This window comes from Dysgonomonas sp. HDW5B (genome assembly GCF_011299335.1).
In the GTDB taxonomy this organism is placed as follows: Bacteria; Bacteroidota; Bacteroidia; order Bacteroidales; family Dysgonomonadaceae; genus Dysgonomonas_A.
On sequence record NZ_CP049858.1, the window covers coordinates 3881942 to 3902497 of the forward strand.

The 20556-nt window shown below is 35.2% G+C and carries 21 protein-coding genes; 10 read left to right on the forward strand and 11 right to left on the reverse strand.

Translation table 11 applies throughout. The features are described 5' to 3' along the window. Nucleotides 1–4: 4 nt before the first annotated feature. From trpD to G7051_RS15820, 7 genes are all read left to right on the forward strand, one after another. Complete coding sequence (trpD, locus tag G7051_RS15790; protein ID WP_166201789.1) at nt 5–1003, forward strand: anthranilate phosphoribosyltransferase; 999 nt, start codon at nt 5–7, stop codon at nt 1001–1003. Nucleotides 1004–1022: 19 nt separating this feature from the next. Continuing rightward, nucleotides 1023–1322, forward strand: a complete 300-nt coding sequence (locus tag G7051_RS15795; RefSeq protein ID WP_185154996.1) for a chorismate mutase — start codon at nt 1023–1025, stop codon at nt 1320–1322. After that, nucleotides 1315–2106, forward strand: coding sequence for a bifunctional 2-polyprenyl-6-hydroxyphenol methylase/3-demethylubiquinol 3-O-methyltransferase UbiG (locus tag G7051_RS15800; RefSeq protein WP_166201791.1), 792 nt, complete (start codon nt 1315–1317; stop codon nt 2104–2106). The genes G7051_RS15795 and G7051_RS15800 overlap by 8 nt, the downstream gene beginning before the upstream one ends. A 14-nt stretch (nt 2107–2120) precedes the next feature. Beyond that, a complete protein-coding gene (gene trpC, locus G7051_RS15805) occupies nt 2121–2906 on the forward strand; it encodes an indole-3-glycerol phosphate synthase TrpC (RefSeq protein ID WP_166201793.1) in 786 nt (261 codons plus the stop codon). Nucleotides 2907–2923: 17 nt separating this feature from the next. Continuing rightward, a complete protein-coding gene (locus G7051_RS15810; protein ID WP_255493258.1) occupies nt 2924–3532 on the forward strand; it encodes a phosphoribosylanthranilate isomerase in 609 nt (202 codons plus the stop codon). Further along, on the forward strand, nt 3525–4298 hold the full coding sequence (gene trpA / locus G7051_RS15815; RefSeq protein WP_166117005.1) for a tryptophan synthase subunit alpha: 774 nt from the start codon (nt 3525–3527) through the stop codon (nt 4296–4298). The genes G7051_RS15810 and trpA overlap by 8 nt, the downstream gene beginning before the upstream one ends. 89 nt (nt 4299–4387) lie before the next feature. Beyond that, nucleotides 4388–4903: a DUF4625 domain-containing protein gene (locus G7051_RS15820; RefSeq protein WP_166117007.1), complete on the forward strand. Its 516-nt coding sequence runs from the start codon at nt 4388–4390 to the stop codon at nt 4901–4903. Here G7051_RS15820 and G7051_RS15825 read toward each other — a convergent pair whose 3' ends face one another. The 11 genes from G7051_RS15825 to G7051_RS15875 all read right to left on the reverse strand — a co-directional run bounded on the left by G7051_RS15825 (nt 4904) and on the right by G7051_RS15875 (nt 16610). After that, nucleotides 4904–6013 carry a hypothetical protein gene (locus G7051_RS15825; protein WP_255493259.1) on the reverse strand — a complete coding sequence of 370 codons (1110 nt, stop codon included), beginning with the start codon at nt 6011–6013 and terminating at the stop codon, nt 4904–4906. A 156-nt stretch (nt 6014–6169) separates the two neighbouring features. Further along, on the reverse strand, nt 6170–6946 hold the full coding sequence (gene proC / locus G7051_RS15830; protein WP_166201800.1) for a pyrroline-5-carboxylate reductase: 777 nt from the start codon (nt 6944–6946) through the stop codon (nt 6170–6172). Between the two features lie 114 nt (nt 6947–7060). Further along, nucleotides 7061–7660: a YigZ family protein gene (locus G7051_RS15835; RefSeq protein WP_166201802.1), complete on the reverse strand. Its 600-nt coding sequence runs from the start codon at nt 7658–7660 to the stop codon at nt 7061–7063. A gap of 6 nt (nt 7661–7666) precedes the next feature. Continuing rightward, nucleotides 7667–8599 carry an RluA family pseudouridine synthase gene (locus G7051_RS15840; RefSeq protein ID WP_166201804.1) on the reverse strand — a complete coding sequence of 311 codons (933 nt, stop codon included), beginning with the start codon at nt 8597–8599 and terminating at the stop codon, nt 7667–7669. A gap of 89 nt (nt 8600–8688) precedes the next feature. Next, nucleotides 8689–9129, reverse strand: a complete 441-nt coding sequence (locus tag G7051_RS15845; RefSeq protein WP_166201806.1) for a DUF4348 domain-containing protein — start codon at nt 9127–9129, stop codon at nt 8689–8691. A 116-nt stretch (nt 9130–9245) separates the two neighbouring features. After that, a complete protein-coding gene (gene leuB, locus G7051_RS15850; protein WP_166201808.1) occupies nt 9246–10313 on the reverse strand; it encodes a 3-isopropylmalate dehydrogenase in 1068 nt (355 codons plus the stop codon). Between the two features lie 80 nt (nt 10314–10393). Next, entirely contained in the window at nt 10394–11905 is a 1512-nt protein-coding gene (locus G7051_RS15855; RefSeq protein WP_166201810.1) for an alpha-isopropylmalate synthase regulatory domain-containing protein, read from the reverse strand. 80 nt (nt 11906–11985) lie between these two features. Further along, entirely contained in the window at nt 11986–12576 is a 591-nt protein-coding gene (gene leuD, locus G7051_RS15860; protein WP_166201812.1) for a 3-isopropylmalate dehydratase small subunit, read from the reverse strand. Nucleotides 12577–12630: 54 nt separating this feature from the next. Then, nucleotides 12631–14022, reverse strand: a complete 1392-nt coding sequence (leuC, locus tag G7051_RS15865) for a 3-isopropylmalate dehydratase large subunit (RefSeq protein WP_166201814.1) — start codon at nt 14020–14022, stop codon at nt 12631–12633. Then, the gene (locus tag G7051_RS15870; protein WP_166201816.1) at nt 14019–15104 is read right to left on the reverse strand and encodes an acyltransferase; all 1086 of its coding nucleotides are present in this window, start codon (nt 15102–15104) and stop codon (nt 14019–14021) included. The genes leuC and G7051_RS15870 overlap by 4 nt, the downstream gene beginning before the upstream one ends. A gap of 15 nt (nt 15105–15119) precedes the next feature. Then, a complete protein-coding gene (locus tag G7051_RS15875; protein WP_166201818.1) occupies nt 15120–16610 on the reverse strand; it encodes a 2-isopropylmalate synthase in 1491 nt (496 codons plus the stop codon). Between the two features lie 371 nt (nt 16611–16981). Here G7051_RS15875 and G7051_RS15880 point away from each other — a divergent pair, with 371 nt between their 5' ends. From G7051_RS15880 to G7051_RS15890, 3 genes are all read left to right on the forward strand, one after another. Then, nucleotides 16982–17560 (forward strand): uracil-DNA glycosylase family protein, encoded by a 579-nt coding sequence (locus G7051_RS15880; protein WP_370522898.1) that lies wholly within the window; start codon nt 16982–16984, stop codon nt 17558–17560. Nucleotides 17561–17623: 63 nt separating this feature from the next. Next, nucleotides 17624–18109 (forward strand): GAF domain-containing protein, encoded by a 486-nt coding sequence (locus tag G7051_RS15885; RefSeq protein ID WP_166117028.1) that lies wholly within the window; start codon nt 17624–17626, stop codon nt 18107–18109. A 101-nt stretch (nt 18110–18210) separates the two neighbouring features. Further along, the gene (locus tag G7051_RS15890) at nt 18211–20469 is read left to right on the forward strand and encodes a GH92 family glycosyl hydrolase (protein WP_166201820.1); all 2259 of its coding nucleotides are present in this window, start codon (nt 18211–18213) and stop codon (nt 20467–20469) included. Nucleotides 20470–20556 lie beyond the last annotated feature (87 nt).

The window sequence follows — 20556 nt, forward strand, 5'->3', positions numbered from 1 at the left end:
AACGATGAAACAAGTATTAAATAGATTATTCAATCACCAACAGTTGAGCCGTGTAGAATCGAAAGATATACTGACTCGCATATCGAACGGTGAATACAACCACTCTCAGATCGCTGCCTTTATTAGTGTTTATCTGATGCGTAGCATCAGTATAGATGAGTTTCTTGGTTTTACTGATGCATTGCTCGAACTATGTGCAGATGTAACTCCTTTGGCTGCTTACAATCCGGTAGATATTGTAGGTACGGGAGGAGATAATAAGAACACATTCAATATATCGACCTTGTCATGTTTTACAGTGGCAGCGGCAGGATATAAGGTCGCTAAACATGGTAACTACGGGGCAACATCCGTTAGTGGTGCTTCAACCGTGATGGAACAGCACGGTGTGAAGTTTACAGCAGATGTAAGTAAGTTGGAGAAATCATTAGCTGAAATTAATATTGCTTATCTGCATGCTCCTTTATTCAACAATGCGTTGAAAGAAGTTGCACCTGTCCGTAAGGCTTTAGGAGTACGTACTTTCTTTAATATGTTGGGGCCTGTAGCTAATCCGATTCGTCCTAAGAGAAGCGTGCTAGGGGTATTCAATCTTAAAATGGCTCGTATGTATTATTATATGTATCAACAGACTGATGTTGATTATGCAATTGTACATGGTTTGGATGGTTACGATGAAATATCCTTAACCGGCGATTTTAAAGTAATAAACAGACATTCTGAAAGTATTTATTCACCGGAATTATTGGGATTTGAAAGATGTTCGGAACTTGATCTAGATGGTGGTAAAACCCCCGAAGACGCATCGGATATTTTTGATAACGTAATCAATAATACAGCAACAAAAGCACAGAAGAATGCAGTAATTGCCAATTCGGCAATAGCTATTCAAACGATTGACCCGACTCTTTCTATTGAAGAATGTATTGCACAAGCTACAGAAGCCATAGAAAGTGGTAGATTAAAATCGACCTTTAAACGATTCTTAGAGCTAAACAGTTAATCGGATAAAACGTCTCAATATGAAAGTAATTACTTGCCAATCTTTAGATGATGTTCGTACAAATATTGATCGTATTGATCAAGAACTCATTCGATTGATCTCAGAAAGAAGTAACTTTGTTGATAAGGCCGCACAATTTAAGAAAACGGAATCGGAAGTTGAAGCTCCTAAACGAGTAGAGCAAGTAATAACCAAAGTTAGAGGTTTAGCCCAAAAAGAAAATCTCAATCCTGATATTGCAGAATCTATTTATAGAGCGATGATTACAGCATTTATTCAGCAAGAAAAATCTAAATTAAAAGAATTAGAAGATGAGTAATTATATAGAAATAAATAAGAATGCTTGGAATTTAAAGACTGAGATACATATACAATCTGATTTTTATGAAAACGAAGCTTTCATAAATGGAAAAAACTCATTAAAGGAGATCGAATTAAGTTTACTTGGCGATATTAAAGGAAAATCAATATTACATCTTCAATGCCATTTCGGTCAGGATAGCATCTCACTTAGTCGAATGGGTGCTAAGGTAGCAGGTATTGATTTATCGGATAAGGCGATTGAGAAAGCAAAAGAATTTGCACAGCAAGCAAATGTAGATACCCAATTTATCTGTTGTAATATTTTTGATCTGCCTAATCATTTAGATAAACAATATGACATTGTTTTTACGAGTTATGGTACTATTGGTTGGCTTCCCGATTTAGATAAATGGGCGGCAATTGTATCAAAATACCTTAAGTCTGAAGGCAAGTTTGTTTTTGTTGAATTTCATCCTTTTATCTGGATGTTTGATGATGATTTTAGAAAGATTGGCTATAATTACTTTAATTCGGGAGAGATTGTAGAAGTTAATGAAGGTTCATATGCGGATAGAAATGCAAGTATTGAATACTCTACAGTAAATTGGAATCATAGTACAAGTGAGGTTTTAAATAGTTTGATTAAGCATAATATTGAAATCAATTCATTTGATGAGTATAATTACTCACCCTATAATTGCTTTAATCATACAATTAAAATTGATGTAGATAAGTATCAGATTGATGTGTTAGGAGATAAAGTGCCTATGACTTTTTCTATTGTTGGAACTAAGAAATAAATGAGATTAAGATTATGACTAATATTTTAGATAAAATAGTTGCTAATAAACGTATTGAGGTAGAGCAGCAAAAGAAAGAAGTTAGTATAGATCAATTGCTTAAACAAATAGCGAATGTTGATCGTAAGCAGGGATTATTTAAGCAATCTCTAATAAATTCTTCGACAGGAATAATTGCCGAATTTAAAAGACGCTCACCTTCTCGTGGTTGGATTTTCGAAAATGCAAAAATAGAAGAAGTAGTTCCTCTGTACTCAAATGGAGGTGCAAGTGCCATTTCTGTTCTAACCGATACAGAATTCTTTGGAGGTACTTTTGCTGATCTTACTTTGGCTAGTTCCTTAACTAAAACTCCTCTGCTTCGCAAAGATTTTATGGTAGATGAATATCAGTTTTATCAGGCTGCTGCAATGGGAGCCAGTGCCGTATTATTGATTGCGTCATCGCTTACTATTCAAGAGACTAAGCAATTTGCCATAAAAGCAAAAGAATTGGGCTTAGATGTTTTGCTTGAAGTTCATAATGAAAAAGAACTCAGACACATCAATGAATATGTAGATGTTGTGGGCGTAAATAATCGTAATCTAGGAACATTTGTTACAGATATACAGGCTTCATTTGATCTAGTCGATAAAATACCTGATGAATTTGTAAAAATCTCAGAAAGTGGTATTTCTTCACCTCAAACAGTGATTGATCTTCGACAAGTAGGATATAGAGGCTTCTTAATGGGTGAGAATTTTATGAAAACTGATAATCCGGGGAAAGCTTTGGCTAATTTCATCCAAGAACTATCATGAAGATTAAAGTTTGCGGGATGAAAAATCCTGAAAATATTCAGGCTTTAGCTCAATTACCGATTGATTATATGGGGTTGATATTTTATACTAAATCTCCCCGATATATTCAAGATTTGGAATCTTCGCTATTAGATATTTTACCCAATACAATAAGTAGGGTAGGTGTTTTCGTGAATGAAGATATTTCATCACTTTTAAGGCTGATTGAAAAGTATAAACTATCAGTAGTACAGTTACATGGGAATGAGTCTCTAGAGTACTGCTCGAATATAAAGAATAAGTATCCGAAACTTATTATAATTAAAGCTTTTAATGTTTCTGAATCTTCAGACTTCATTAAAATGGATCAGTATGTTGATGTTTGTGACTACTTTCTTTTTGATACAAAAACGTCTCAGCATGGAGGTTCTGGCTTAAAATTTGATTGGAATATTCTTGATGAATATATGGGAAATACTCCCTTCTTTTTAAGTGGAGGTATTTCAGCAGAAGATGTAGAAGCTATCCGGAAAATATCTCATCCTAAACTATATGCTCTGGATCTGAATAGTAAATTCGAATTAGAACCGGGCTTGAAAAATATAACACTATTAGAACAATTTATAAATCAATTGAAAAATGAATAGAATAAAACAACTTTTCGAAACGAAGCAAAAGGATATACTATCTATATATTTTACAGCAGGTTTCCCTAACATAGATGATACTGTTGATGTCATAAAAGAGTTGGAAGCAAATGGTATAGACTTAATCGAAATAGGTATTCCTTTTTCGGATCCGATGGCCGACGGTCCTACTATACAAGCCAGCGGTACTGTAGCTTTACAAAATGGTATGACTTTATCAAAGCTATTCGAACAATTAACAGATATACGTAAAGAGGTATCTATTCCACTTATATTGATGGGATATTTGAATCCGATTATGCAGTATGGTTTCGAGAATTTCTGTAAGAAATGTCAAGAAGTTGGTATTGATGGAACTATTATTCCCGATCTGCCATTCAATGATTACATCAAAGAATACAAGCCGATTGCTGATAAATATAATGTGAAGGTAGTCATGCTAATTACTCCTGAGACTTCTGATGAACGAATTCGTTTCATAGACGAGCATACGGATGGCTTTATCTATATGGTATCATCCGCAGCTACAACAGGCGCTCAGAAAAGTTTTGATGATCAGAAACAGGCTTATTTCAAGAGAATAAATGCTATGAATCTCAGAAACCCTCGTCTGATAGGGTTCGGTATATCAAACAAAGCCACTTTAGATGCTGCTCAGGCAAATGCCAGTGGTGCAATCATTGGTAGTAAATTTATTACTTTGTTACAAGAGGCTAAAAATATAAAAGAAGCTGTTGCGGATTTAAAGTCAAGCTTAGAGAAGTAAGCTAATAGTTTCTCTTTTTCTCTTTATTTATGGATTACAGGATGAATGAAAATCTTTATCTTTGGGTAGTCCTAACAAACAGAAATTTAATGGTTCGAAATATATCTTTTATTCTTATTATAAGCTTATTTATAGGTACGAGTGTCTTTTTCTCTTGCACAAAGATCGATGATGGCGATCACACACCTCCCACCATAGAGGTATTTTCACCTGTGGCAGGTGATACTTTATATGTATATAGAGAAACAGATACAGTATTTCCAATATTTAATGCACGATTTACAGACGATACTGCATTATCATCTTATACCTTCAGAATAAGACACGCAAAAGATAGTATTAAGCTGGCACCGGGAGATACTACTGCATATTTTTATAGAAATTATCAAAGTGTATCGATATTCGATACTACCCAGATAACAATTTCTCAGATATTTAGAATTGATTCTCTGATGACTGTTACCATAGATGGGACTTCAAAAACTGTTCCGATATGGGAAGGTGTATATCAGTTAGATGCATCTGTCGTGGATATGCAAGGAAATGTAGCTAAGTTCGATTCTATTCCTGTTTTTATAAAATACCGAAGCAGTAAAAAGAAGTAATTAACTATTGTTGATTAAAACATAAGCCCTGTATTTAGTTGTTTCATTTACAGGACATAGTGATAAATATCCTGATTTTATTCTTCCATCCGAAAATAAAACAGGATATTTCTTTTTCATTTCAATGTGCCTGACTTCTTGTTCTCCTTCAATAGAGCTAAAGTCTGTAAAAAAAGTACCTTCAGCACCTGTTTCCAAATAATTTTCACTAAACCGAAGAGCCAGTAACCCCATATTGTCTCTTACATTGATCTCTACACAAGGATGCAATTTATATTCTTCATTTTCTTGATAAATCATCATATCAACACCTATACAGCCGGAGTAAAACTTACCAAATTTCTCTTGGATAATCTTTGATAGCTGTCTTTTTACTTCCTCCAGAAGAGTATAATCAATAAAACTATTGAGCTTTTCTACTAAGTTTCTTTGTGAACCAATATAATTGCCTAGATATGCACCTTTGTTATTTGTTTCGAATAAAGAATATCCTTCAAAGCGAATATTATTATCTTCTAAAATAAATTCCATAGCAAAATCAAGCTTCTTATTGAGAACTTTCTCTATAGAAACAATCTTTTGTTTATTTAGAATTCCTTGTAAAATCTGGCGTTCAGTCTGTGTTAACTCACCTATAGGTAACCATAATAACCCTCTTCCCGAAGAAGAGTAGGGGGCTTTAGCTAAAAATTGATATTGTTTTTCTTGAACGAGACTTTCGATCTCATTCAATGTTGTGTAAAAGTAGGGAATGATATCTGGTGAAATAGCTGAAATTCTACTACACAGATCGGTTAAGCATTCTTTGGCAGTTTCTCTACTTGACAATTGTCTTAATTCATCTTTCCATTTAGGCAGTTTAAATTCTAAATGATATTTATCACCCAGCTTCTCAAAATAGTTAATAGATTGCGGAGAGATGCCCCATAAATGCACCTCTTCTAAAGACCTATTCAAATTATTTTCAGTAAATCCTTGTGCAATAGGTCGTAAATTTTTGGATAAGTATTTCTTAAACTTAAGTGGTAATTCAGCTTGTAACAATACAAAATCAATTGACCTTGCATACCAAGCAGGCAAGTATGCTAAATCGTTTTGCAGATTTACCATATTAGCAGGCGGTGTATAATAAGGCGATGAACTTAATATTGCTCCCTCATGTCCGGGATTGAAATAATATAACTTCCCTTTAGTTGATGTATCCACTTATTTCAATTATCGCGTTTTATATTTCCCTGTTTCTCTAAGAATTTCTCAATCCCTGTTCTACTTGACATAGCTGGCTTTTAATCCCTTAATGACTGCAGTCGTAAATCCTGAGTTTTCCATTTCATTTAATCCTTTAATCGTTATTCCTCCAGGTGTGGTAACTTTATCTATCTCAACTTCGGGATGACTGTTGTTAGCTTCCAGTAAATTTGCTGCTCCTCTGAGTGTTTGAATAACTGTTTCTTTGGCTTGATCGGCTTTTAATCCCATTTCGATTCCACCTTCCATAGCTGCACGTATGTATCTGAAAGCAAAAGCTATTCCGCATGAAGCAAGTGAGGTTGCAGCAGCAAATAATTTTTCGTCAATAAACTCGGCCTTTCCTAGTTCACTAAATATTCTGAGGATTAGTTCATCTTTTTCTTTTGTAGTATTATGTGATGCAACAAAACTCATACTCTCTTTTATTGCAATGGCTGTATTTGGCATGACTCTGTATATAGCAGAATCCGGAATAATCCACTCCGAAAGTTGATTTAGTGAAATACCACTTGCAATAGATATAATAATTTGCTTTGAGTTAAACGATTTTGCATGTTTATCTAATACCTCTTCAATAAACCAAGGCTTAACAGCTAAAACTATTATATCAGCTTCAGATAATGATGAATAATCATTAATTACTCCGTTAATATTAGCCTTTGCAAGAGCATCGATATTTTTTTGATTACGATCTATAACTGTAATATTTTGTGGGGTAAATACAGTTCCTGATGCTAATCCCGAAGCAATAGCTCCTCCCATATTACCGCCACCTATGATTGATATTTTCATAACTGATATATGTATAAGTTTAATTAAGTAAAAGAAAATATATAATAATACATTTAAAGAACATAACTATCTATCATGATTTTGCTTACCAAAAGAATAAATAGTTCTGTAAAATTAATCTGTTTGTGGGAAATGTAAACTCTCGACTTTTTCTAATCTGGATATGAGTTGGTCGTATAATCCCTTACGTATTTTTAATGTCATGAAACAACCTGTATCATATTGCTGATTTAAAATTGCAGGTTCTAAGTCTTTTACAATTTTCATTACATCATTCATAAAAGGATATTCGAACTGAAAACTGATCTCTAAATCTACAGTTTTTTCTATAATTTCGGCATTGGCTATAGCTTCAATAGCAGCCTCTTTATAGGCAACAATTAATCCGCTGGTACCTAGTTTAACGCCTCCAAAATAACGAATCACAACGATGAGTATATTAGTTAATTCATTCGAATTTATTTGTCCTAATATAGGCTTACCTGCTGTTCCCGAAGGCTCTCCATCATCGTTTGATCTAAATTCATCTCTTCCAGAACCAAGCATGTATGCCCAACAAACATGTCGGGCATCATAATATTCTTTTCGGTATTTTTCAACTTCGATTTTTACATCTTCTACAGTTTGAACAGGGATCACAAAGGATATAAATTTACTTTTTTTCTCAGTAAATAATCCTTTGGAAGTTTCTTTCACTGTTTTGAATGTGTCCATTTACTCTTACTCCTCCGAAGCTTCTTTCTTTTTAGGTTGAATAGCATCGACCATTACTTGCATTTTTTTAGGCAGTGGCGATGATAATTGTATTTTTTCTTTTGTTCTGGGATGCGTAAACTCTAACTCATCGGCATGTAAAGCTATCCGACGTAGCGGGCTTATTTTCGAGCCGTATTTTTTATCACCTACAATAGGATGACCTATAAATTGCAATTGAACTCGCAACTGATTTTTACGGGAAGTAGTAGGAGTTAGTCTGATAACCGAATATCTACTATTTGATTTGATTGTTTCGTATTCGGTAATAGCCTCCAGACCTCCATTGTCAGTTTTTGAAGCAAATACTACGAAATTTTTATTTTCCGTTAACCACGAAGTTATCTTTCCGCTGGCTGGAACAAGAGGTCCTTCGATTACACCCAGATAAGAACGTTTGGGTGGATGTAATATCCATTCGTGTTGTAAGTCTTCTTGTATTTCAGGATTTTTGGCAAAAACCATTAAACCGGATGTCTCTCTATCCAAGCGAAATAATACATAAGCTTTCTCTTTTGCATTTTTCCCTTTTACATAATCATTTATAATATTATACGCTGTTTCTTTTAACAGTTCTTTTCCTGTTGAAACAGATAATAGCCCGGATTCTTTATCTACAACCAGAAGATCCTTATCTTCGTATATTACAGTAAGTCCTTTCAGCTTCTTTTGTTCAAGCTTATGGTCTTGCTTATGTATTGAAACTGTATCTCCCGGCTTTAATTCATGATTATGTTGTGATACGACCTTGTTGTTTACCTTGATTTGTTTGTGAACCAATAGAGACTTAGTCGCATTTCTACTTTTTCTTACATTTTTTTCCACTAAGAAATTCAGTAACTCGGCATTCTCGGTTACTTTTATTTCTGACAACAGTGTATTTTTTGACTTTTCTTTCATATATTTTTTATTCTGCTACAAAGGTATGATTTTTTATAGAGTTTTGTATTTGTATACCTCTAATAGAATGAAGATTGTGTATTATTTGATTATAAAAAAATACTTTTATAGTATATTAAATACCATTTTCCTTTTATCAGCTTGTATTTTAGCAGTATATCAGTATCCGAGTTCTCTATATATATTCGATGAGTAACCACAGTCGATGTCTTGGTTATCTTTACTTTATATATACTTCGATCCACTTGACTAATGGCTACTTTCATCGGAATCCAATCATTTGCTTCTATAATTTTTAGATTTCTGTCAGGTTCCGATATGTCACACTTTAGAGGAAAAGTTACCCTTGATTTTTGAAATTTGGCATCAGACATGAATTTTGAGTAAAAGCTGTCAAAATCTTCGCCTTTCTTTTTGGATATTCCTTCTGTTTTCACTTTAGGGTTTTGTTTTTCTTTCGTTGTTTTGCAACTTAAAAGAAATATACAGCATAACCCAACTATAATAAATAAGATATGATGATTTCTCATATGAAAAATATATTTGTTTGACCAGAATTTGGCATTTGAGCCAAAATATAGAAATAAAAAAGTGAGTGACAAAAAATCACTCACTTTTTAAGTTTTATACCTTTTTATTTAAAGGATTATCTTTTTACAAAATCAACAATCCAATCTCCAACTTCAGATGTAGAATAAGCTTTACTTCCAGAAGCAATATCTTCCGTTACAATGCCTTCTTCTAAAGACGCATTTACTGCATCACGAATGATTTTTCCTTCTTTTTGTAAATCAAAAGCATACTCGAACATCATCGCTGCCGATAATATGGTGGCTACAGGATTTGCTATATTCTTGCCTGCTGCTTGTGGATACGATCCATGGATAGGTTCGAATACTGATGTATGAATACCTATAGATGCAGAAGGCAACATTCCTAATGAGCCTGTAATAACAGAAGACTCGTCAGTAAGAATATCACCGAATAAGTTTTCTGTAACTAATACATCAAAACGTTTTGGCCATTGAATAATCTGCATAGCAGCATTATCAACAAACATATATTCTGTTTCAACATCAGGATATTGTTTCTCGATTTCTTGAGCTACTTCTCTCCATAGACGAGAAGTACAAAGCACATTTGCTTTATCTACAACTGTCACTTTTTTGCGACGTTGGCGTGCATATTTGTAAGATAAATGAAGTATGCGTTCTACTTCTTCACGAGTATACACACAAGTATCATAAGCCGTATTTCCATCTTCGCTTCTTCCTTGAGGACGTCCAAAATAAAGACCTCCTGTTAGCTCACGTATACACATAAAATCAGCACCGTCAACTAGTTCTGCACGAAGAGGCGATTTGTGTATTAACGATGGGAATGTATTGATAGGACGAAGATTTGCATATAATCCCAGATCTTTGCGCATTTTCAATAAACCTTGCTCGGGTCTAACTTTTGCCGATGGGTTGTTATCATATTTAGGATCTCCGATAGCACCAAATAAAACAGCATCAGACTCCATACAAAGTTCGTGTGTAGCATCAGGGTAGGGGCTTCCCACTTCATCAATGGCACATGCTCCTACAATACCATATTCATATGATAATTCGTGACCGAATTTCTCGCAAACAGCTTCAGTAACTCTTAAAGCTTGTCCAATAATCTCAGGACCAATACCATCTCCGGGTAGTACCGCAATATTTAATTTCATATCCTAATTGTTTTTTGAAATATGTGTTTTATATGTTTTTATTTTCTTCTACGTATCTGTAATAAGAAAGGTCTGTGACCTTACATATCTTCAATAATATTCAACATCTTTTCAGTAGCTTTTACAGCTGCTTCCGTTTGATCAGCATCTAATCCTCTTGTCTTAAATACTTTATCATTGAATTTCCACGAGATAACAGTTTGCACCAAAGCATCTGTGCGTCCTCCTGGAGGAATAATTACTGAGTAGTTTACCAGATCGGGTTTAGGTTTATCTAATTTTGTGTAAATTTTCCACAATGCTTTCGAGAATGCATGATATTGTCCGTCACCCGGTGCCGTTTCTTCGTATTCTTTTCCATTTATCTCGATGCGAACAGAAGCCGAAGGACGTACCCCTTTTGACAATATAAAGGCAAAAGCTATTATTTTTACTTGTTTGTCTTTTTCGCTGTTCCTCAGAACGTCAGAGATTATATAAGGTAGGTCTTCCTGAGTGATGACTTCTTTCTTGTCTCCCAATTCTATTACCCGATTGGTAACCTTTGCCATTTCGGCTTCATCCAGCTCTATGCCTAAAGCTTCGATATTTTTTCGAATATTGGCTTTACCAGACAATTTGCCTAAGGCATATTCTCTCACCCTGCCAAATCGTTCGGGGTATAAATCGTTGTAATACAAATTGTTTTTATTATCTCCATCTGCGTGAATTCCGGCACATTGAGTAAAAACATTCTCTCCTACAATAGGCTGATTTGCAGATATTGTTAAACCTGAATAGGTTTCAACAACACGGCTTACACGATTTAATTTTTCTTCTTTGATTGTGGTTTCAACATTCAAATGATCATGCAAAACAGCAATAACACTCGATAAACTTGCATTTCCGGCACGCTCACCTAAACCATTCATCGTAACATGTACACCTTGTACTCCAACTTCCACAGCTACCATAACATTGGCAACTGCTAAATCGTAATCATTGTGTGCATGAAAATCAAAATGTAGTTTCGGATATCGTTTAGTCATTCTGCGACATGCCCTCCAAGTGGTATGTGGATTGAGTATACCCAAAGTATCCGGAAGCATAAAACGTTTGATTGGCATATCTTTTAGGTTATCAACCATAAAGTATACGTAATCTTCCGAATTAAGAATACCATTAGACCAATCTTCAAGGTAAATATTCACATTCAAGCCCATCTCCTGTGCCAAATATACTTCGGCTTTTATATCATCCAGATGTTCTTGAGGTGTTTTGCGTAATTGCTCAGTTACATGCTTGTAAGAACCTTTAGTTAAAAGGTTTACCGTATTACATCCAACATCTTTAATCCATTGTAGAGAAGCTCCTTTATCGATAAAACCTAAAATTTCGATCTGATCGATATATCCGGCACCTCTAGCCCAATCCGTAATTTTTTTTACTGTTTTAAATTCACCATCCGATACACGGGCTGATGCAATTTCAATGCGGTTGACTCCCAGATCAACCAACAACAGGTGGGCAATACTTAATTTCTCTTGCGAGGAAAACGAAACTCCTGAAGTTTGTTCACCGTCACGCAAGGTGGTATCCATTATTTCTAACATAGGCGTAAGTTAAGTATTCTGCAAAAAAGAATCAATGTACCTGTTTAATTTAAAACAGGCACATATCAAATTAATATGATTTATAATATCTGATCTTTTTCGTATTCTTCTATAAGGGCTTTTTTTGATAGTAGATAATCAATATCATCTAAGCCTTTAAGTAAACACTCTTTTTTATAAGGGTTTATTTCAAAAGATTCTGATTTTCCTGTAGCATTATTGGTTATCGTCTGTTTTTCCAGATTGATTGTCAGAGTTGCTTTAGGATCTTTGTTTACACTGTCAAATATTTCAGCTAAAAATTCAGAGCTAACAATAACAGGCAATAGACCGTTATTCAATGAATTATTTTTAAAAATATCAGCAAAAAAACTAGATACTACAGCTTTAAATCCATATCCCACGATAGCCCATGCAGCATGCTCACGACTAGAGCCGCTACCGAAGTTTTTTCCTGCTACTAAAATTTCACCACTGTATGTTGGGTTATTCAATACAAAGTCAGCTTTAGGTTTTCCTTCTTTGTCATAACGCCAGTCAGCAAATAAATTGTCTCCAAAGCCTTCTTTTGTTGTAGCTTTTAAGAAACGGGCAGGTATAATTTGATCTGTGTCCACATTCTCAATGGGTAGTGGAACATATGTTGATGTCAATGTTTGAAACTTTTCCATTTTATATTTTACTTTTATAAGAAAATTAAGTAACGCAAAATAGGTCTTTTAACCTTAAAATGTTCTTGGGTCTGTTATCTTCCCTGTAATTGCTGCTGCTGCGGCAACTAAAGGACCAGCCAAAATAGTACGTGCTCCGGGACCTTGGCGACCTTCGAAGTTACGGTTTGATGTTGAAATTGCATATTTGCCTGCGGGAACTTTATCATCGTTCATCGCCAGACAAGCCGAGCATCCGGGTTGACGCAAAGCAAAACCTGCTTCAATAAGAATGTCGTATAAACCTTCTTCACGTATTTGTTGTTCAACCATCCAACTTCCGGGAACAAGCCAAGCTATAACATTTTCAGCTTTTTTCTTTCCTTTAATAAAATTAGTGAAGGCACGGAAATCTTCGATACGACCATTCGTGCAGCTACCTAAAAATACATAGTCAATTGGCTTCCCCTCCAATTTCTCTCCAGGCTTGAACCCCATATAATCCATTGATTTCTGGAACGAGATACGACCTGCTTCGTCTATTTCATCCAATGTAGGAATAGTGTCATTTACAGCCATACCCATGCCCGGATTGGTTCCGTAAGTAATCATTGGTTGAATATCAGCCGCATCGTATACTAATTCTTTATCGAATTTTGCACCTTCATCTGTCTTCAATGTTTTCCAATACGCTAAAGCTTTATCCCAAGCTTCTCCTTTAGGTGCAAATTCACGACCTTTTACATAAGCAAAGGTAGCCTCGTCCGGAGCAATTAATCCTCCACGAGCACCCATTTCTATACTTAAGTTACAAAGGGTCATTCTTTCTTCCATCGACATATTGCGAATAGCTTCTCCTGCATACTCAACAAAATAGCCGGTAGCTCCACCTGTAGTTAGTTTGGCAATCATATAAAGAGCTAAGTCTTTAGCTGTAACGTCTTTATTTAATTTGCCATTAAAGGTGATACGCATCGTTTTAGGACGACTCTGTAATATACATTGAGTAGCAAGTACCATTTCAACTTCGGAAGTGCCAATACCAAACGCAATTGAACCAAAAGCTCCGTGTGTAGAAGTATGACTGTCTCCACAAACGATAGTCATCCCCGGTTGAGTATAACCGTTTTCCGGCCCGATGATATGAACAACACCATTCTTTTTATTTCCCAAAGCATATAATGTCAATCCAAATTCAGCAGCGTTTTTAGACAACGTATCCAGCTGATTTCTTGAAATCGGATCTTTAACCGGTTGGTCTTGATTAATTGTAGGGGTATTGTGGTCTGCTGTTAAAGTTGTTTTGTCCGGACGGAGTACAGTAAGTCCTCTGGTTCGTAAGCCATTAAAAGCTTGCGGGCTTGTTACCTCATGGCAGAAATGTCTGTCAATATACAATTGAGTGGGGCCGTCTTCTACGGTTGATACTGTGTGGGCATCCCAAATTTTGTCGAATAATGTTTTCATGCTGAAATATTATTTGTTGATCTTTTTTTGATTAGTTTTTTTCCTAGATTTTGTCCGGGAACTTCTATAAATTTATATGAGAAATAAGAAATTGTATAAGTTAATACGGAAACTAAAATATATAAAAGGATATAGTTTATTATGGACGTAAATAAATTGGTAACGGGTATAATACGTCCTATTCCAAAGCTATTCATCATTATAATAAGAAAGAAATGCACAATATACATACTAAAACTCACTTGGCCGACTTTAGACAACCATTTATTACAAAGTATTTTGTATGGTTTCTTTTGCAATACGAAAATAGCGATACAAAATATGATTGTGTAAAATAAATAATAGGGTACTCCCATATAAGTAAATAGAAACAATGCTATTATGAGTAGTAACCATGTCTTGTTATTTATCTTAGTATAACTCTCTTTAGTTAACCAATAAGCAAATATCCCGATAAAGAATACAGGTAATTGGTAATAAAAGCTTATCTGATGAAAATCTAATTGGAAAAATACAAACCTATCCTTAACAATATACATAAACAGTGTTGCAACAATAAGACTTGTGAAAAGAGCAACCGCCGACATATTTATATTCTTTATCCGTGATGCGATAAATGGAAATATAATGTAAAATAAAAACTCTACCGAAATAGACCATCCTCCGGGTACTATAGTTTTGATCCAATAAGGATTAAGTGTATTTAAGAACAAAAAATTACTTATGTACCACGGTGTTGTTAAAGTATCCCAGTTTTGTGCATCTAAGTGAATGTAATATGCTGTTATAACTAATATAGCCAAATAATACATGGGAGCTATTCTGAAAAAACGCCTGATATAAAAATTCGATGTTCCGTTTTTTTCACCGATTCTTCTCTCAAAAGAAAACATTAGAGTAAAAGAACTGATTATGAAAAATAATTGAACGCCAATTCTCCCATTATATAGAATCCCAAATAGTAAATCAGGAAAATATTCGGTTGTTGAAATCTTGAAAAAATTACCAACATGTACCATTAAAACCATTAATACGGCAATTCCTCGTAAACTATCTATATATTCGTATTTTTTAGTTTCCACTAATTAGCGATTGGTTTATTTTACAAATTTATTAATTGCATTGATAAATGCTTCAACTGATGCTGCTACAATATCGGTATTTGCTGAAAAGCCATAATAATTTAGTCCTTCGTTCTCTACCTGCATATGTACCTTACCTACATCATCGCTTCCTTTATTGATAGCCTGAATTAAAAATTCCTGTATAATAGTTTCGCGACGAATGATCTGTTTTACCGCTTTAATTGCTGCATCAACAGGTCCATTACCCGAAGCTGATGCCTCGAATTTTTCACCGGCAATATCAATACCAACGTTAGCAATACAGCGAACTCCGATACCTGATGTTACTTGCAGATAGTCTAACTTAATGCGATGCATTTTATCTGTTTCTTTTCCTGCAAGAATTAGAATATCTTCATCCGTAATATCTTTCTTTCGGTCTGCAAGTTCTAAAAAACGCTGATATATTTCGGCTAATTCACTATCATTAACTTCAATTCCTAAAATACTCAATCTATTCTTTAAAGCTGCACGTCCGCTACGGGCAGTAAGTACAATCGCATTATCATCTATACCGACATCTTTGGGGTCGATAATTTCATAAGTCGACATATTTTTAAGTACTCCATCCTGATGTATTCCCGATGAATGTGCAAATGCATTTCTACCTACAATTGCTTTATTGGGCTGCACAGGCATATTCATTAAACTCGATATCATACGACTCATAGGATATATCTTTTGAGTATTGATATTCATTTCGATATCCAATTCCTTATGACTCTTTATTGCCATAACAACTTCTTCTAAAGAGGTGTTGCCTGCACGTTCGCCAATTCCATTAATCGTAACTTCAACCTGACGAGCACCATTCAATACTCCCATAATAGAATTGGCTGTTGCCATTCCTAGATCTTGGTGACAATGTGTCGAAAGTATGGCATTTTTCATGTCTACATGATCGATCAGGTATTTAATTTTCGCACCATATTCTGTTGGTAAACAATAGCCCGTTGTATCAGGAATATTTACAACAGTCGCTCCTGCATTGATAACAGCTTGTACCACTCTTGCCAAATAAGCATTATCGGTTCTGCCTGCATCTTCTGCATAAAATTCAACATCTTCTACAAAGCGTTTTGCATATTTCACGGCAGCAATGGCACGTTCTACAATTTCGTCCTGCGTAGAGTTAAATTTATGTTTTATATGGAAATCCGAAGTTCCGATTCCTGTATGTATACGTTTTTTCTTGGCATACTTGAGAGCTTCAGCAGCAACTTCTATATCTTTTTCAACAGCACGTGTGAGTGCACAGATAGTAGGCCATGTAACGGCTTTAGAAATTTCCACTACTGAATTGAAGTCTCCAGGACTTGATACGGGAAAACCAGCTTCTATAACATCAACACCGAGAGCTTCGAGAGATTTGGCTACTTCTATTTTTTCAATAGTATTCAACTGGCAACCGGGAACCTGCTCTCCATCTCTTAATGTCGTGTCAAAAATAAATAATTTGTCCATATATAATTTGTCTAAAGTATGTTTCTATTGTTAGCAAACCGCTGATCTATTTAATAAAATAGCCCTTCTCTTAGAGTGAGAAAGGCTATTGCTATATCTGTTTTAATTATTCAACTACTACGCAACACTACTCACTCTAAGATTTTCCCAGAGCAGAATAATAGAGCTAAGAATGTTCGTGAATAATTTCATTTCGATTTGAATTTTTATTTAGTAAGAGCAAAAATATAACATATTTCTTTAATTGCAAATAAAAAGACATATTATTTGCAATAATTGATGTTTTATCAGGTGGAGAGGAACAAAAACAGACAGAAAATATTTTTATTATCTTCGTTGTGATAAGACAGGGATCAATACTCAACAGAATTATGAAAGATATAGAATATCACCCTTTACCTTTTTTCTTGCCCGCTGATACTCAGTTAATCATGTTGGGAAGCTTTCCGCCTAAACAAGAACGCTGGTCGATGAACTTCTTCTATCCCAATTTCCAGAATGACATGTGGAGAATATTCGGATTGATTTTTTTTCAGAATAAAGATCATTTTTTACTTGCTGACAGAAAAACTTTTAATGAAGAAAGTATAAGAGAGTTTCTCTCCTATAAAAAAATAGGCATAGGAGATACAGCAAGAGCAGTAATAAGACACAAAGATAATGCATCGGATAATTTTCTGGAAGTAGTAGAAGTAACCGATTTAGGTGCTATTCTGCATCAAGTATCAACATGCAGGGCTATTGTTACGACCGGACAAAAAGCTACCGATACATTAATCTCTTTTGTTCAGACTACCGAACCTAAAATCGGAGACTTTTCATCTTTCGAATTTCAAGGAAGACCAATGCGTTTATATCGTATGCCGTCATCATCAAGAGCCTATCCAAAATCGTTAGCAGGAAAAGCCGAAATATATCAAAGTATGTTTGAGCAGTTGGGAATGCTTTAATTTTCGTATTTAAAATAGACTTTGAGACTTTAGAAATTTTATAAAAAGCAATATCTTTATAGCATGGCTGAAAAAATAGATGTATTAAAAGATGGTTCCAGAGAGGAGCAATATCAAAATATCCTACCTCAAATAAAAGCATTACTCGAAGGGGAGTCAGATACTATTGCCAATTTGGCTAATATATCGGCTGTTTTAAAAGAAGCTTTTAGTTTTCTATGGGTGGGTTTTTACATAGTTAAAGGAGAGCAACTGGTATTAGGTCCTTTTCAGGGGCGGATAGCTTGCACCCGCATAAATTATGGCAAAGGAGTATGCGGAACGGCATGGAAAGAGAATCGCACGATAACAGTTGCAGATGTTAATACTTTTGCCGGACATATTGCTTGTGATAGTGAATCACGTTCGGAAATTGTAATACCAATACAAAAACAAGGCAAGGTTGTAGCTGTACTTGACGTTGACAGTGAGATAGAAGCCAATTTTTCGGAAGTAGATGCTAAATATCTACAGGAAATAGTCTGTATCTTAGAAAATATATATTCTTAAGATTTCATTCCTTTTATCGCTTTAGGAGTAGGGACGAAACTTTATGTCTGTAGATACAACCGAAATATATCATTAAATATTTTCAATTACTAAATTATATCATGAGAAAAACATTCCTTTATTTATTTTTAGGTTGTTTCAGTATAGTTGCTGCTCAAACAGAACCGGTTGATTATGTCAATCCGTTCATCGGTACAACTAATTACGGAACAACAAACCCGGGAGCCATGTGCCCTCAAAGTTTTATGTCGGTGACCCCTTTTAATGTAATGGGCTCAGACTTAAATAAAAGAGATAAAGATACCGGATGGTGGTCTACACCATATAGTTTCGATAACAAATATTTTACAGGGTATGCTCATGTAAACCTCAGTGGGGTAGGTTGCCCCGATATGAGCAGCCTTTTATTGATGCCTACATCAGGCGATTTAGAGGTCGATTATCGAAAATACGGAAGTGAATATAAAAACGAAATTGCATCACCCGGATATTACTCGAATTTACTGACCAAATATAATATCAAAACAGAGGTAAGTGCAACCCCGCGTGTAGGAATTGCCCGTTTTACTTTTCCTAAAGGACAAGCTAATATATTATTAAACTTAGGAGAAGGGCTTACTAATGAGTCGGGAGCTATGATTCGCAGGGTAAGTCCTACAGAAATAGAAGGTACTAAGCTTCTAGGTACATTTTGCTACACAGCTTCGCAAGCAGTATTTCCAATCTATTTTGTTATGAGAGTTAATAAGACGCCAGAAAATACAGGTTATTGGAAATTACAGCGTCCCGGTGAAAAATGGGAACGTGAATGGAATTCCGATGCCGGAAAATACAAATTATATACAAGGTATGACAAGGAAATCGCCGGGGATGATGTGGGGGCTTATTTTACTTTCGATGCAAAAGAAGGCGAAACTATCGAAGTTCAAATGGGTGTTTCTTTTGTCAGTATCGAAAATGCACGCTTAAATTTGGAGACAGAGCAACCTAAAGCAGATTTTGACGCAGTGCATAAGGCTGCTCGTAAAAGCTGGAATGATGATCTTTCCCGAATATTAGTAGAGGGTGGAACTGACGACCAAAAAACAGTATTTTATACAGGGCTTTATCATGCACTGGTACATCCGAATATTCTGCAAGACGTAAACGGACAATATCCAGCTATGGAAAGTTCTGAAATTAAAACGACCAATGAGAATCGTTATACAGTATTTTCTCTTTGGGATACATACCGCAATGTACACCAATTGATGACACTGGTATATCCTGAGCGTCAGATTCAAATGATGCACACAATGATAGATATGTACAAAGAACACGGATGGTTACCTAAGTGGGAGTTGTACGGACGTGAGACTTATACAATGGAGGGTGACCCTTCGATCCCTGTTATTGTAGATGCTTGGTTTAAAGGATTGAAAGATTTTGATGTGAATACAGCTTATGAGGCAATGTATAAATCGGCAACCTTACCAAGTAAAGAAAATTTGATGCGTCCTGATAATGACGATTATATGAAGCTTGGTTTTGTTCCTTTGCGTGGCGAGTTTGACAACTCGGTATCTCATGCTTTGGAATACTACATTGCAGACTGGAATTTAGCTCGTTTTGCTGAAGCTTTAGGTAAAAAAGACGATGCTAAATTATTTTATAAAAGGTCGTTGGGATATAAACATTATTACGATAAAGAAACAGGAGCATTCCGTCCGATATTGCCCGATGGAACATTCTTAACGCCGTTTAATCCTACTCAGGGAATGAATTTCGAGCCAAATCCCGGATTTCACGAGGGATCTTCTTGGAATTATACATTTGCTGTACCTCATGATATACCCGGATTAGCCAAGATAATGGGAGGGGACAAAGCTTTTGTCAATAAATTACAGTCGGTATTCGACAAAGGATATTTCGATGTTACTAATGAGCCTGATATAAATTACCCTCATTTCTTTAGTAATTTTAAAGGAGAAGAGTGGAGAACTCAAAAATTGGTAAAAGAACTGTTAAACGATCACTTCACCAATTCACCCGGAGGATTACCCGGAAATGATGATACAGGAACATTATCAACATGGGCTGTATTTAATATGATGGGTTTTTACCCCGAATGTCCGGGGCGACCTGATTATACTTTGGTAACACCTACGTTTGACAAAATAACTATCAAACTGAATCCTGACTATTATAAGTCCGATAAAGTAGTTATAGAATCCGTAAAACCAATGGATACAGCCAATGCAAATTATATCGGTAGCCTTCGAATTGATGGAAAAGAGCATAATAGCTTTAGAATTACTCATGATGAGCTAACCGGAGCTAAAGAAATCAGATATTTATTAAAACCAATAGCCGATAAATAAAATAAGTTCACAGAACTATTTATTGCTTTGGGAAGCAAAACAACAATAGGTTGTTATGCTTTTAAAATGTATCATTAAATATTTTCT

What these genes read in the sequence shown, in the direction of transcription:
- trpC (WP_166201793.1), top strand. Translation starts at nt 2,121, where the DNA reads ATGACTAATATTTTAGATAAAATAGTTGCTAATAAACGTATTGAGGTA.
- leuD (WP_166201812.1), bottom strand. Translation starts at nt 12,576, where the DNA reads ATGGAAAAGTTTCAAACATTGACATCAACATATGTTCCACTACCCATT.
- G7051_RS15885 (WP_166117028.1), top strand. Translation starts at nt 17,624, where the DNA reads ATGGCTGAAAAAATAGATGTATTAAAAGATGGTTCCAGAGAGGAGCAA.
- G7051_RS15800 (WP_166201791.1), top strand. Translation starts at nt 1,315, where the DNA reads ATGAGTAATTATATAGAAATAAATAAGAATGCTTGGAATTTAAAGACT.
- G7051_RS15825 (WP_255493259.1), bottom strand. Translation starts at nt 6,013, where the DNA reads ATGGTAAATCTGCAAAACGATTTAGCATACTTGCCTGCTTGGTATGCA.
- G7051_RS15845 (WP_166201806.1), bottom strand. Translation starts at nt 9,129, where the DNA reads ATGAGAAATCATCATATCTTATTTATTATAGTTGGGTTATGCTGTATA.
- trpD (WP_166201789.1), top strand. Translation starts at nt 5, where the DNA reads ATGAAACAAGTATTAAATAGATTATTCAATCACCAACAGTTGAGCCGT.
- G7051_RS15880 (WP_370522898.1), top strand. Translation starts at nt 16,982, where the DNA reads ATGAAAGATATAGAATATCACCCTTTACCTTTTTTCTTGCCCGCTGAT.
- leuC (WP_166201814.1), bottom strand. Translation starts at nt 14,022, where the DNA reads ATGAAAACATTATTCGACAAAATTTGGGATGCCCACACAGTATCAACC.
- G7051_RS15835 (WP_166201802.1), bottom strand. Translation starts at nt 7,660, where the DNA reads ATGGACACATTCAAAACAGTGAAAGAAACTTCCAAAGGATTATTTACT.
- G7051_RS15840 (WP_166201804.1), bottom strand. Translation starts at nt 8,599, where the DNA reads ATGAAAGAAAAGTCAAAAAATACACTGTTGTCAGAAATAAAAGTAACC.
- G7051_RS15795 (WP_185154996.1), top strand. Translation starts at nt 1,023, where the DNA reads ATGAAAGTAATTACTTGCCAATCTTTAGATGATGTTCGTACAAATATT.
- leuB (WP_166201808.1), bottom strand. Translation starts at nt 10,313, where the DNA reads ATGAAATTAAATATTGCGGTACTACCCGGAGATGGTATTGGTCCTGAG.
- proC (WP_166201800.1), bottom strand. Translation starts at nt 6,946, where the DNA reads ATGAAAATATCAATCATAGGTGGCGGTAATATGGGAGGAGCTATTGCT.
- G7051_RS15810 (WP_255493258.1), top strand. Translation starts at nt 2,924, where the DNA reads ATGAAAAATCCTGAAAATATTCAGGCTTTAGCTCAATTACCGATTGAT.
- G7051_RS15890 (WP_166201820.1), top strand. Translation starts at nt 18,211, where the DNA reads ATGAGAAAAACATTCCTTTATTTATTTTTAGGTTGTTTCAGTATAGTT.
- G7051_RS15820 (WP_166117007.1), top strand. Translation starts at nt 4,388, where the DNA reads ATGGTTCGAAATATATCTTTTATTCTTATTATAAGCTTATTTATAGGT.
- trpA (WP_166117005.1), top strand. Translation starts at nt 3,525, where the DNA reads ATGAATAGAATAAAACAACTTTTCGAAACGAAGCAAAAGGATATACTA.
- G7051_RS15855 (WP_166201810.1), bottom strand. Translation starts at nt 11,905, where the DNA reads ATGTTAGAAATAATGGATACCACCTTGCGTGACGGTGAACAAACTTCA.
- G7051_RS15875 (WP_166201818.1), bottom strand. Translation starts at nt 16,610, where the DNA reads ATGGACAAATTATTTATTTTTGACACGACATTAAGAGATGGAGAGCAG.